This is a genomic window from Acetanaerobacterium elongatum (assembly GCF_900103835.1).
Lineage (GTDB): Bacteria > Bacillota > Clostridia > Oscillospirales > Ruminococcaceae > Acetanaerobacterium > Acetanaerobacterium elongatum.
The window spans coordinates 58,571-70,290 of record NZ_FNID01000005.1 but is presented as its reverse complement, the minus strand read 5'-3'; the positions used below and the strand labels follow the sequence as shown (position 1 = coordinate 70,290).

Sequence of the window (11,720 nt, the reverse complement as noted above, 5' to 3'; positions counted from 1 at the left end):
GCTTTTACCTTATACGAAACGTGTGGCTGTCCCATATCCATACTAAGCATACTGTTTAGCAATAGAGATGAAGCCCTCCATTGCGGGAGAAAGCCATTTATCTTTGTGGTAAATCAGTTGGGAAGAAATATTATAGTTGTTTGTATAAGCGAGCTTTATAAGCTTTTTTTCTCCTAGTTCTTTCATAACCGCCAGTTCTGGCAGAATACACAACCCTAATCCGCTCATGGCCGCTTCCTTTATTACCTGAATACTGGACGTTTCCAATACGATATTCGGTACAACACCATGCTCAGCCAAGTCATGCTCAAACATGCCGCGATAGCTGCAGCCACGGCCGGTAAAAATCACCGGCAATCCGGCAAAATCCTGAATATCCACGGCTGCCTTTTTCGCAAGGGGACAATCCGGGCTGGACAGAACGCAGATACGTTCTTCTATTTCAAGTGCGGTTTTAATACCGGAGTTGATAATAGGTTTATCCAGTACAAAAGCAACATCAAAGGTATTGTTTATCAGTAAAGGGGCAAAATCAGAGACGTTCAATAGATGAAGGTACAAATCAATATTGGGGTAAGCCTCTTTAAACCTGCTAATTATTGGGGGGAGCCTGTAAATACTGATCGATTCCGAAGCCCCCACAACAAGCTTGCCACGGCATTGAGCACCGGCGTATAAGCTTTTAATATCAGAGGATAATGCAAGCATTTTTTGAGCGTAAGGAATAAGCCTCTCGCCCTCTGCGGTAAGTGATACATTTTTCCCCATGCGTTCAAAGAGCTGAACATTCAGCTCTTTTTCTAATTGCTGTATTTGGGCGGTAATGCTTGATTGAACGTAACCTAAATATTGTGCTGTTTTGGTGAAGTTTTTCGTTTTACTTAAAACCAGAAAGGTATTTAAATTTTTTAGCTCCAACTGAATCTCCGCCAATCAATTAAAATTTATGATTGATTATATCAAAACTATCTATTTTACAGATTACATTCCTTATGTTATCATCTGCTTAAGAAAATAGCAAGCGGAGGTATTGAAATGTTATCGAAAGTAAGTCTGTTAAAGGAAGTTAACGAAATCGATCAGCTGTATGTGTATAAGAAGATAGGCTTTTTGAATCATCATGCCTTAAGCGTTGTGCAGGTAGAAAACAGGACATTGGATTTCCATATCCACGAGAGGTCGGATGAACTGTTTTATGTTATCGAGGGACAATTCCATCTTGAAACCGAGGATGGCCTTATAGAGGTTAGTCAGGGTGAATTTATCATTGTTCCGAAAAATACCCTGCACAGGCCGGTGGTGAATAAGCTTACAAAGTTTTTGATGATTGAGCTGGAAGGTACGTTGAACAAAGAGAACAGCGGTGATCTGTATGCTGATTAGCAGAATAATAACTACTATGGTAAGCGGTGAAATTGATGGAAATTGATTTGAGAGATTTAAAGCCGCGTCATGCGCACGATTTACTTACAAGCAGTATCATACCGCGCCCTATCGCATGGGTATCTACCATAAATGCGAAAGGTGCGCCGAATTTAGCGCCCTTCAGCTTTTTTACCGGGGTGTCCTGGTACCCCCCTGTTCTGGCTTTTTCTGCTGTTAATCGGGAGGATGGTTCAAAAAAAGACACCGTCATCAATATTGAAGAGACAAAGGAATTTGTAATTAACCTTGTTTCTAAGGATTTGCTGCATCCGATGGAATGCTCGGCCGGGCCTATCCCTTTTGGGGAAGACATAACATTTATAAAGGGCATCACGCTGGCTCCCTCTAAAACAATCCGACCATCAAGAATTTGTGAAGCCCGGGTTTCATTTGAGTGCGTGCTTGACCGTATTGTATCTGTAAGTGAAGGAGCCAACGCGGGTAATCTGATTATCGGGCGGGTTTTATCAATGTATGCCCAAGACGAAATTGTGAAGGATGAGCGCGAAATAGATTGGCAAGGTCTTGATGCATTGGGAAGGCTGAGCGGTAATCGGTATTGCACCATTCAGTCCATCATTGAGAGTGAAACCCATTAAGCAAATCCAGCTTGCTTTCCGCTGTTATTATCAATACTCTATAAAACCCACAAACAGCACCTCATATGAAAGTAGAGGTGCTGTTTGTAATTATAGGTTTTTTAACCTTTACCCCTTGTAAGTCTGAGTCAGTTCATTATAATGAAGCTAGAAACTGACCGAATTGGTCAAAAGGAGGTTGCGTATGCAGGAAAGCTTTCGACAGCTAAAGCCCGAGAAGCAGCAAAAAATTATCCACGCGGCGATGAAGGTTTTTGCGCAATCCCCCTACAGCAAGGCCTCCACCGATGATATTGCATCATTGGCCGGAATCTCAAAGGGCCTGCTATTTTATCATTTTAAGAATAAAAAGGAACTCTATTGCTTTTTGTATGAGTACAGCTGCGGAAAGATTTTAGAGGGAATCGAGCAGAGCGGGGCACTGGCAGAAACCGATTTTTTCGACCGCAATATCAAGATTACCCAGTCAAGGGTGCGCACCCTTGCGGCATACCCCGATATCTTCGAGTTCGCCCTGCGCGCCTATTACGAGACGGAGCCTTTGGTTGCGGCCGAAATCAAGACAATCAACCAGCAAGTTTTAAACAGCAACTACCGGGTGATGTATGAAAACATTGACACCAGTCGATTCAGATGTGATGAGGATATCGGAAAGGCGATCCGTATGATAGTGTGGATCGGTGACGGCTTCATCAAGGAACGCCGTACGGAGGGAAAGCTTGATCTGCAGGCGCTGGAAGCAGAAGCATGCACCTATATCGAGGTGCTTCGTCAGGGTTTCTATAGAAGCAATAAGGAGTGAGAGCTGTGGAGCAGATAAAATTGAGGGTTCAGGGTTATACAATAAACGTCTATCACCAGCCGGGGGAAACAGGAGAAAAGCTGATGCTTCTGCATGGAGGGGGTCTTGATAACGCAATGCTTTCCTGGAGTGAGGTTATCCGTCTGATGGGCAGCCGCTATGAGATCTATGCAGTGGATATGCTGGGCTATGGCTTAAGCGATAAGCCCGATATTACCTATACCGTCCCGCTGTATGTCGACCTGTTTGATGAGGTTGTAAAGCAGCTTGGAATAGAAAGAATGTCCCTTGCAGGAATCTCACTGGGTGGAGGGGTCAGCATCGGTTTTGCAGTAAGAAACCCTCAGACAGTAGAAAAGCTTATATTGGTAGACTCACTGGGGCTTAGCGAAAGGATGCGCTTTCATAAACTTAGTCGATGGCTGGTCTATTCAAAGCTCTATACAAAGATGTATGAACAGATGTGTAAAAGCAAGCGTTTGGTTAAATGGTCTATTGCAGCCAGTTTGATAGGGGATAAAGAGAAGATTTCTGACGAAATGGTTACCGAGGTGTTTACCCTTGCCCAGTCGGAGACCGGCTTTCGTGCGTTTAACTCCCTCCAGCAATACGAGATGGGGCCGGATAGGATTACAACTGATCTCACCTCGCATCTTTGTGAGTTGAGCATGCCGGTTTTGCTGGTAAACGGGGAAAGAGATGCAGCTGTTCCGTTGAAGTCCGCTATTGCGGCAAGTAAGGTTATCAGGCGCTGCCAGCTGCATATTATGAAGGGGTGTAAGCATGTGCCTCAGATGGAGAGGCCGGAGGAGTTTGTGCAGGTTCTTAAGACATTTTTGCAGCAGAAGGGCAGGGAACCAGCTGATCAGTTGTTAAAATAGGGCAGTTTACAACCTTGCTGCGGTAAGTAAACAATTGATTTTCCTTTGGTCTTACGCTATAATCTTGGAAACAAAAGTATTTATAAGGAGATATTAACTATGATACGAACACGTTTCCCATGTTAACCTTCTGCATACGCAAGGGGGCCTCCATCTATTGAAGCAGACAGCACAGTTTAACATATGGAGGTTAAGACAATGAATTCATTACTACTGCGTCCGCTGGAGGATAAGGATATCCCCTTGTTGAGAGAATGGCTCTATAAAGAGTATATAGCCAAATGGTATAAGGAGCCGGCGGAGTGGCTAAACGAGGTAAACGGACGTTTTACCGATTATCACTTTGTCACACATCTGATTGCCGAGTGTAACGGTATACCAATTGGGTTCTGCCAGTATTACGCCTGTATTAATGCCAAAGAGGATTGGTACGGAGATATCCCGCTAAAAGGTACCTACAGTATTGATTACCTTATCGGCGAGGAAACATACCTGCACAAGGGCCTTGGTAAGGAAATTATTCTTCTGCTGACAAAAAAGATCTTTGGACTAAACGATGCCAAACGTATTATTGTACAGCCGGAGGAGGATAACGCAAACTCCTGTAAAACCCTTTTAGCCGGCGGCTACCACTACGACTTAAAAAACAAGCTCTATTACATGGAAAAACAGGCATAACCAACAACCCCCGCAAGCCTTTATCGGCGTACGGGGGTTACTTTATATTTTTACTTTGGCCTAATAATTCTTATCCAAGAATAGGTTTTCCTTATTGTGCATGTATACACTTAACGCAAGGCCGACTGCAAGAAATACCGAAAGAATCGACGATCCTCCTTTAGAGAAGAAGGGCAGCGTAATACCGATAACCGGCAAAAGCTTGATATTCATACCTACGTTAATAATCGTCTGTGTCGTGAGCATAGTAAAGATACCAATGCAGATGGAGTTTCCCAAGGTATCCTTTGCCAATCTTGAAATAAACAGTACCTTAGTGGCAACCGCAAAGATCAGCACCACCGCAGCAATACAGCCCATCAGGCCGAACGATTCCCCAATAAAAGCGAAGATAAAGTCGTTCTGAATTTCATCTACAAAACGGTGAGTAGAAAAGATACCATTACCCGAAAGCTGCCCCGATCCGATAGATATCAGCGCAGAGTTTTGCTGCCACTCGATACCCTTGGGGTCGATTCCCGGTGTGAATATCGCCTGGAAGCGCATCTTTTGGTCGTTACTGAGTATATAATTCCATGCAATAGGAATGGCAATCAGCCCCAGCCCCGCGGCAACTGCAACATAGCGCAGCGAAAGCCCCGCAGCGAACAGCATGGCTGCGAAGATAAAAATAAATACCAGTACCGTACCGTCGTCACCCTGAAAATGAATAAGCAATGCGGGTACAGCACCGTGAATGAGGAGTGGCAGCAGGGTAAGAGGGGCGTTTATATTTTCCTTCACCTTATCAAGGTGGAACGCAAACGAAAGAATAAACGAAATCTTTAAAAATTCCGAGGGCTGAATACTTGCGCCGAAGGGGAGGGCTATCCAGTTGATATCGTCAGCACCGGTACGCCCATAACCAAGGATAAAGGTTGAAAACACCAACGCATAGGCCAGCGGTACATGCAGCTTCCAAAGCTTCGCCAAAAACTTGTAGTCCATCTTTGAAAGGATAATGGCACAGATAAGCCCCAGTACAGCACCGGCAATCTGAATATATAGCCCACGCAAGCCAAAATCAAAAGCCTCCAATACACCGTACAGCACCAATAACCCATAGCCGGTGGTGGCTAATGTAAAAATAAAAAGCAGCTTGTCCGTGGCTTTTATGTAATTGATAATACTTGATAGAATCTTATTCATGAGCAGCCCCGTTCTACTATGTACAAGTTTTAATGCAACCTCATTATAGTATGATTCTCGCCCTTTTACAAGCCGCATAACTTCCTTAGGAAATAATTTAACAAATAGAAAGTAAACTGCCAAAGTAACGAAGTAATTCATAATAAAACTTCATGCCCCAAAGGCAAAGTGCTTGCTTTTAGAGAGAAGAAAACTTGTGCTTTAATGCAGCTCGCAGTTGTGTTATAATACCAACTGAATGCAACGATACGGAACGATTACCCGAAGGAAGGGCTGGTTATTATATGCTGACAGATATTGAGATTGCGCAGGGCTGTAAAATGCTCCCCATCACCGAGATTGCCAAACAGATTGGTATCGGTGAAGAGGAACTGCTCCCCTACGGGCGCTTTAAAGCAAAGCTGGAAGACGGCGTTTATGAGCGCCTGAGCCATAATAAGGACGGCAAGTTGGTTTTAGTTACCGCCATTAACCCCACCCCTGCGGGCGAGGGTAAAACCACCACCACCATCGGTCTTGGGCAGGCGATGAACAAGATTGGTAAAAAGGCCATTATAGCGCTGCGTGAGCCATCTCTCGGGCCGGTATTCGGCGTGAAGGGCGGCGCTGCGGGCGGCGGCTACGCGCAGGTAGTGCCGATGGAGGATATCAACCTGCACTTTACCGGTGATATGCATGCCATTACCGCGGCGAATAACCTGCTGTGCGCGGTGCTCGATAACCATCTGCAGCAGGGCAACCCAATCGGTATCGACCCACGGCGTATCCTTTTTAAACGTGTAATGGATATGAACGACCGTGCTCTGCGCGAAATCATTGTGGGTCTCGGCGGCAAGCCCAACGGTGTTCCGCGTGAAGATGGCTTCACCATCACCGTGGCAAGCGAGATTATGGCGATTCTGTGCCTATCCCTAAATCTTGCCGATCTCAAGCGCCGTTTGGGGGATATTTTAGTTGCCTATACTTACAGTAATACACCGGTGTATTGCCGTGACTTAAAGGTTGCGGGTGCGATGGCGGCACTTTTGAAAGACGCGCTCAAGCCCAACCTTGTGCAGACGCTTGAGAATACCCCGGCGCTCATGCACGGAGGGCCGTTTGCCAATATCGCGCACGGGTGCAACTCGGTTCGCGCAACCCGTTTAGGGCTGAAGCTCGCCGACTATTGCATCACCGAGGCAGGCTTCGGATCCGACCTTGGCGCCGAGAAGTTTTTGGATATTAAATGCCCCACTGCGGGGCTTACCCCCTCTGCCATTGTAATTGTGGCAACCGCCCGGGCGCTGAAATACAACGGCGGCGTACCAAAGGCGCTTACCGGGGAGGAGAATCTCTCCGCTCTATCAGCGGGAATGGAGAATCTGCGCGCGCATGTGGAGAACATGAAAAAATATGGTGTGCCCGTTGTGGTAGCCATTAACCGCTTTGCAAGCGATACCGAGGCGGAGCTTAAGCTTATCGAGGATGCCTGCCTTGCCTTAGGAGCCGAGTTCGCGCTATCAGAGGTGTTTATGAAGGGCGGCGACGGCGCGCTTACCCTTGCGCAGAAGGTGTGCGAGGCCTGCGAGAAGCCGAATCATTTTGCGCCGCTCTATGAGACAGACCTGCCGGTGAAGGATAAGATCGAGATAATCGCCAAGAATATCTACGGCGCAAAGGGCGTCAGCTACAGCAGTGCCGCCGAAAAGGCCATCAAGGATATCGAGGCTCTGGGCAAATCCAGCCTGCGCATCTGTATTGCCAAAACGCAGTATTCGCTTTCCGATAACCCGGCACTGCTCTGCCGCCCCACCGGATTTGAGCTCTCGGTGCGGGAAGTCAAGCTTTCGGCGGGTGCAGGCTTTATTGTGGTGATTACCGGCGATATCATGACCATGCCCGGTCTGCCCAAGGTTCCGGCAGCCTGTAATATTGATGTGGACGATAACGGCAATATTACAGGGCTGTTCTGATATTTATAGTACGAATTAAAGAGGTGAGCGCGTGGAGCGCTATCTTTCTCACAGCACGCAGGATACCGAGACCATTGCTGAGACCTACGCAAAGAGCGTCAAGCCGAATGACGTGCTGGCATTCTTCGGCGGCCTTGGCGCTGGAAAAACCGCGTTTATCCGCGGGCTTGCGCGCGGGCTGGGGGTCAAGGGCGAGGTGCTTAGCCCTACCTTTGCCTTAGTGCATGAATATGAGGGCACGGTGCCGCTTTACCACTTCGACATGTACCGTGTAACCTCGTTTGAGGATCTATACTCCACCGGTTTCTTTGACTATCTGGATACCGGCGCAGTCATCGCGGTGGAATGGAGCGAGAATATCGTAAGCGCGCTGCCTAAAGGGTATAAAAAAATCAGCCTCAACCGCATCTCGGATGAGGAACGTGAGATTATAATAGAGGAATCTGTCTGAGCAAAATTCTCTCAGGCTCTGGGACTGTACTTTCATGCAATCCCGGTTTAAGCGAAAGGAACAGTTATCTGCATGGTTTTATTGGGGATTGATACCTCGGCCAAGGCTGCTTCAGTCGCAATCTGCGACGAAACCCAGCTATTGGCCGAGGCTATGGTAAACACTAAACTTACACACAGCCAGACCATCATGCCCATGGTGCAGTCGATGCTCGAAAACGCGCACATTGCCCTGAATCAAGTGGATGCATTTGCCGTTTCTGCCGGCCCGGGCTCCTTTACGGGGCTTCGCATCGGCATAGCGGCGGTAAAGGGTATGGCAATGGCCCTAAACAAGCCTTGCGTTGCGGTATCTACACTTGAAGCGTTGGCCTATAACCTGCGCGGGTTTGAGGGGATTATCTGTGCGGTGATGGATGCACGCTGCAATCAGGTTTACACCGCCAGCTTCCGTGCCCACAGCGGAGCGGTGGAAAGGCTCACCGAAGACAGCGCGCTGCCCATTGAGGAGCTTATCCGTCAACTTACACAATTTCAAGAGCCTGTTTTTTTTGTTGGAGACGGGGCCGGTTTGTGTTATAATAATAAAAATGTGTGTCTTTTCGATGCAAGGCTTGCGCCGGAGCATATGGTAAACCAAAGTGCTGCCAGTGTATGCAGGCTTGCGCTGGAGAGAATGAAAGCAGAGCCTTTGGCGGCAGTTGGCGCCGAAGCTATTTCGCCTGTGTACCTCCGTTTGCCTCAGGCTGAGCGCGAGCTGCGCCAGAAGCAGGCGGCACTTTAAGCGGTATAACAACCCGTTACATTCAGAATATTAAGCTTCGGCTGAAAGGAAGTATATTGGTATGGAACTAAAACCCTTTATTATGGATCACCCGCTGATTCAGCACAAGATTTCGCTTCTGCGTGACAAAAACACCGGTTCTAAAGAGTTCCGTGAGTTAGTAAGCGAGATTGCAATGCTGATGTGCTATGAGGCCACCCGCGATCTGCCGCTTAAAGAGGTGGAGATTGAAACCCCTGTTGCGGTAGCGCGTACGAAGGTTATTACGGGAAGAAAGCTTGCGTTCGTACCAATCCTCCGCGCTGGCCTTGGCATGGTAGACGGCGTGCTGAAGCTGGTTCCGGCCGCAAAGGTTGGGCATATCGGCCTGTACCGCGACCCCAAGACACTCGAACCTGTTGAGTATTACTGCAAGCTGCCCAGCGATATCGAGGAACGCGAGGTAATCGTGCTTGACCCGATGCTTGCTACCGGCGGTTCTGCTGTGGATGCTATCAAGCTCATCAAGGCGCGCGGCGCCGTAAACATCAAGTTTATGTGCATCATCGCCGCTCCCGAAGGCTTAAAGGCGCTTTCAACCGCACATCCTGATGTACAGATCTACTGTGCATCACTCGATGAGCACCTCAACGATCACGGCTATATTGTTCCCGGCCTTGGTGATGCCGGCGACAGAATCTTCGGTACGAAATAAATCATCCATTATCGGGCAGGAAAGGTTAACTTTCCTGCCCGTTTCAGTGTACTGAGGGATGGCTAGACATCATGATGAAGAAACTGATTATCGTTAACGGCACAATGGGGTTGGCAAAAGCACGGTGAGCGGTAAATAGAGGTTATTGACCGCAGTGTCGTCCGTCTGCCACTTTTACAGCTGAATGGACACAATAAAGGCAGCGGTATTGTTGCTTTGCAGGCAGCCACAGAAATCAGCAGTATTGTACCAGACCGGCAGTGAAGGGGAGAGCTGATTGGTGCTTTATGCTAAGGGAAAGCTAAAAAGCGAAGACGAGCTTGATAGAGGCCTGCCTTCCTTGTGCTTATAGACGTAGCGGTTATTTTACGTACTGTTTTATTGGGACATAACCAGTTCTTTATTTAACTATGGGGAGCGTTGCTTTCGTTATCCCCCCTGAGCTACTGCACGGCATTGTATTCCCCAAAAACGCCACCCCGGCAAATGCTTAAGGGCACACTTATGCAACTATTGGGTTTTCACTTCTATCGGTATTATCCGGTGGATACGATACAAAATGGTCTCTTTGATTATTTTTACATTATCCAAAGGGGTGACCTATGCTTTGCATAAGTCACCCCTTTGGATAATAAAATTATTAAGATATTATTTCAATCTTACGTGGTTTTTGACCTGAAAATTATGGTCATTTGAAGCCAAATAAACTATGCCTTCAATCAGGCCGATAATAGCGGGAACATAGGTCCAGCAGAAGCATAAATATAAGATCCCCATGCCGATTTTTCCAAGGTAAAACTTATGTATGCCCAATCCTCCAAGAAAGATTGCCAGCAATCCAGCAGCAACCTTACTCTTAATTGGCCAAGCTGGATCAATTCCATTATAGGCTGGAGATATAATATTATTGTTTATTACATTTTGCTGCGGGTAAACAGGCGGATTTGAGTATACCGGAGGTTGTTGATTTACAGGCCGCTGGTATACTGGTGCAGCGGGAACAGCTTCAACTGGCAGGGGTTCACCACAATAGGCACATTCTTTGGCATCAAAAGCATTAGGGGCACCGCATTGTGGGCAAAGATGATTGCTCATTTCATTATCCTCCATAAATTAATTATAAGGGAAATCAGTCTACTTTTTTGCCGCATTCCGGGCAGAACTTGGCACCGGCAGGCAGCTTTACACCGCACTGGCAAGTTTTTGGAGCCAATGAAGCGCCGCATTCAGGGCAAAATTTTGTGCCTCCCGCAATCGATATGCCACAAGAGGTACATTTTATACTATCCAGAACTGCTTCAGTATTAATGGTGTTTTGCATTTTATACCCCATAGCAGTTCCAAGGCCCAAACCCACACCTCCGGCAGCGAATGCACCTGCAACACCGGATTCGTTGGAAGCGGCATGATCATAAACATCAAAAGATCTTTTTGTTACATAGCGACTGTCGCCCATAATCTCAAACTCAGCACGGTTTTTCAAAATCTCATTAATCTGTTCAAAGTCTTCCTCGGGGAAGTTAATGGACTTAATAAAAAAGTTCACTATAGATAAACCGTACCGGCTGAATTCAGGCTTGATTCGTTCTATGGCAGTTTCAGAAATACTATCAAGCTTTGCGCTGATTTCTAAAGCGGATATTTTCTGATTGATAATGATATCTGCGATAACTGCCTTCAGCTTTTGCACTAAAACACCTTTGAAATAATCAATGATCAAATTAAACTTTACGATATCGTTTGGGCCGAGTACACCAATAAGCTCCTTCAGGAACAATGAATAATCAGACAGTTTCAAGCCCATCTGGCCGAAAGCCCGAACCCTTAGCCTTGTATAGTACTTTGGGTCGATTATCTGAATAGGATCAGAGGTACCCCACTGCAAATCAAGATTAGAAACAACATTTAAATAATATATCTCGGCGGTGAAAGGGGTTTGTCCGCCGAAGGGTATGTTAACTAAACTCTGAAGTATAGGCAGATTAACAGCGCTTAAGGTATATGTACCAGCATTAAAAAGATCACATACTCTACCACTTTTTACAAAGATAGCAGCCTGACCCTCACCCACAATTAGTTGGGTACCAACAACAAGATTATCGGCAGGATGCTTGAAAACTATCCAATCCCGGCTCCTAAGGCCGTCAAATTTTACTCTATCTATTATAGCCATCAAGACACCTCCAAGCAATTGTAATTGTACCATAATCAGATAAAATTTAGCAATACAAATACTTATATTTTTTAATGAATAATAAAAATTTAGG

Annotated in this window: 13 protein-coding genes; 9 read left to right on the top strand and 4 right to left on the bottom strand. The window is 46.5% G+C overall.

Features of this window, described 5'->3' with window-relative positions:
* Nucleotides 1-42: 42 nt before the first annotated feature.
* A complete protein-coding gene (locus tag BLR50_RS02615) occupies nucleotides 43-918 on the bottom strand; it encodes a LysR family transcriptional regulator (RefSeq protein WP_092638238.1) in 876 nt (291 codons plus the stop codon).
* A gap of 117 nt (nucleotides 919-1,035) precedes the next feature.
* Between BLR50_RS02615 and BLR50_RS02610 the strand changes: the two genes are divergently transcribed.
* The 5 genes from BLR50_RS02610 to BLR50_RS02590 all read left to right on the top strand — a co-directional run bounded on the left by BLR50_RS02610 (nucleotide 1,036) and on the right by BLR50_RS02590 (nucleotide 4,385).
* A complete protein-coding gene (locus BLR50_RS02610) occupies nucleotides 1,036-1,383 on the top strand; it encodes a cupin domain-containing protein (protein WP_092638236.1) in 348 nt (115 codons plus the stop codon).
* 35 nt (nucleotides 1,384-1,418) lie between these two features.
* Nucleotides 1,419-2,024, top strand: coding sequence for a flavin reductase family protein (locus tag BLR50_RS02605; RefSeq protein ID WP_092638234.1), 606 nt, complete (start codon nucleotides 1,419-1,421; stop codon nucleotides 2,022-2,024).
* A 184-nt stretch (nucleotides 2,025-2,208) separates the two neighbouring features.
* A complete protein-coding gene (locus BLR50_RS02600; protein WP_092638232.1) occupies nucleotides 2,209-2,826 on the top strand; it encodes a TetR/AcrR family transcriptional regulator in 618 nt (205 codons plus the stop codon).
* Nucleotides 2,827-2,909: 83 nt separating this feature from the next.
* A complete protein-coding gene (locus tag BLR50_RS02595; protein WP_278277978.1) occupies nucleotides 2,910-3,707 on the top strand; it encodes an alpha/beta fold hydrolase in 798 nt (265 codons plus the stop codon).
* Between the two features lie 198 nt (nucleotides 3,708-3,905).
* Complete coding sequence (locus BLR50_RS02590) at nucleotides 3,906-4,385, top strand: GNAT family N-acetyltransferase (RefSeq protein ID WP_092638228.1); 480 nt, start codon at nucleotides 3,906-3,908, stop codon at nucleotides 4,383-4,385.
* 60 nt (nucleotides 4,386-4,445) lie between these two features.
* Here BLR50_RS02590 and BLR50_RS02585 read toward each other — a convergent pair whose 3' ends face one another.
* Nucleotides 4,446-5,573, bottom strand: coding sequence for an FtsW/RodA/SpoVE family cell cycle protein (locus BLR50_RS02585; protein ID WP_162840295.1), 1,128 nt, complete (start codon nucleotides 5,571-5,573; stop codon nucleotides 4,446-4,448).
* A gap of 284 nt (nucleotides 5,574-5,857) precedes the next feature.
* Between BLR50_RS02585 and BLR50_RS02580 the strand changes: the two genes are divergently transcribed.
* The 4 genes from BLR50_RS02580 to upp all read left to right on the top strand — a co-directional run bounded on the left by BLR50_RS02580 (nucleotide 5,858) and on the right by upp (nucleotide 9,453).
* Nucleotides 5,858-7,525 carry a formate--tetrahydrofolate ligase gene (locus BLR50_RS02580; protein WP_092638224.1) on the top strand — a complete coding sequence of 556 codons (1,668 nt, stop codon included), beginning with the start codon at nucleotides 5,858-5,860 and terminating at the stop codon, nucleotides 7,523-7,525.
* 31 nt (nucleotides 7,526-7,556) lie between these two features.
* A complete protein-coding gene (gene tsaE / locus BLR50_RS02575) occupies nucleotides 7,557-7,976 on the top strand; it encodes a tRNA (adenosine(37)-N6)-threonylcarbamoyltransferase complex ATPase subunit type 1 TsaE (RefSeq protein WP_092638222.1) in 420 nt (139 codons plus the stop codon).
* A gap of 72 nt (nucleotides 7,977-8,048) precedes the next feature.
* Nucleotides 8,049-8,759 (top strand): tRNA (adenosine(37)-N6)-threonylcarbamoyltransferase complex dimerization subunit type 1 TsaB, encoded by a 711-nt coding sequence (gene tsaB, locus BLR50_RS02570; RefSeq protein ID WP_092638221.1) that lies wholly within the window; start codon nucleotides 8,049-8,051, stop codon nucleotides 8,757-8,759.
* A gap of 61 nt (nucleotides 8,760-8,820) precedes the next feature.
* Nucleotides 8,821-9,453, top strand: a complete 633-nt coding sequence (upp, locus tag BLR50_RS02565; RefSeq protein ID WP_092638219.1) for a uracil phosphoribosyltransferase — start codon at nucleotides 8,821-8,823, stop codon at nucleotides 9,451-9,453.
* 648 nt (nucleotides 9,454-10,101) lie between these two features.
* On the opposite strand, the gene BLR50_RS02560 is transcribed toward upp, so the two are convergent.
* The gene (locus BLR50_RS02560; protein WP_092638217.1) at nucleotides 10,102-10,548 is read right to left on the bottom strand and encodes a TM2 domain-containing protein; all 447 of its coding nucleotides are present in this window, start codon (nucleotides 10,546-10,548) and stop codon (nucleotides 10,102-10,104) included.
* A 34-nt stretch (nucleotides 10,549-10,582) separates the two neighbouring features.
* A complete protein-coding gene (locus BLR50_RS02555) occupies nucleotides 10,583-11,626 on the bottom strand; it encodes an SPFH domain-containing protein (protein ID WP_092638215.1) in 1,044 nt (347 codons plus the stop codon).
* Nucleotides 11,627-11,720: the final 94 nt, after the last annotated feature.

What these genes read in the sequence shown, in the direction of transcription:
- BLR50_RS02610 (WP_092638236.1), top strand. Translation starts at nt 1,036, where the DNA reads ATGTTATCGAAAGTAAGTCTGTTAAAGGAAGTTAACGAAATCGATCAG.
- BLR50_RS02605 (WP_092638234.1), top strand. Translation starts at nt 1,419, where the DNA reads ATGGAAATTGATTTGAGAGATTTAAAGCCGCGTCATGCGCACGATTTA.
- BLR50_RS02600 (WP_092638232.1), top strand. Translation starts at nt 2,209, where the DNA reads ATGCAGGAAAGCTTTCGACAGCTAAAGCCCGAGAAGCAGCAAAAAATT.
- BLR50_RS02595 (WP_278277978.1), top strand. Translation starts at nt 2,910, where the DNA reads ATGCTTCTGCATGGAGGGGGTCTTGATAACGCAATGCTTTCCTGGAGT.
- BLR50_RS02590 (WP_092638228.1), top strand. Translation starts at nt 3,906, where the DNA reads ATGAATTCATTACTACTGCGTCCGCTGGAGGATAAGGATATCCCCTTG.
- BLR50_RS02585 (WP_162840295.1), bottom strand. Translation starts at nt 5,573, where the DNA reads ATGAATAAGATTCTATCAAGTATTATCAATTACATAAAAGCCACGGAC.
- BLR50_RS02580 (WP_092638224.1), top strand. Translation starts at nt 5,858, where the DNA reads ATGCTGACAGATATTGAGATTGCGCAGGGCTGTAAAATGCTCCCCATC.
- tsaB (WP_092638221.1), top strand. Translation starts at nt 8,049, where the DNA reads ATGGTTTTATTGGGGATTGATACCTCGGCCAAGGCTGCTTCAGTCGCA.
- upp (WP_092638219.1), top strand. Translation starts at nt 8,821, where the DNA reads ATGGAACTAAAACCCTTTATTATGGATCACCCGCTGATTCAGCACAAG.
- BLR50_RS02560 (WP_092638217.1), bottom strand. Translation starts at nt 10,548, where the DNA reads ATGAGCAATCATCTTTGCCCACAATGCGGTGCCCCTAATGCTTTTGAT.
- BLR50_RS02555 (WP_092638215.1), bottom strand. Translation starts at nt 11,626, where the DNA reads ATGGCTATAATAGATAGAGTAAAATTTGACGGCCTTAGGAGCCGGGAT.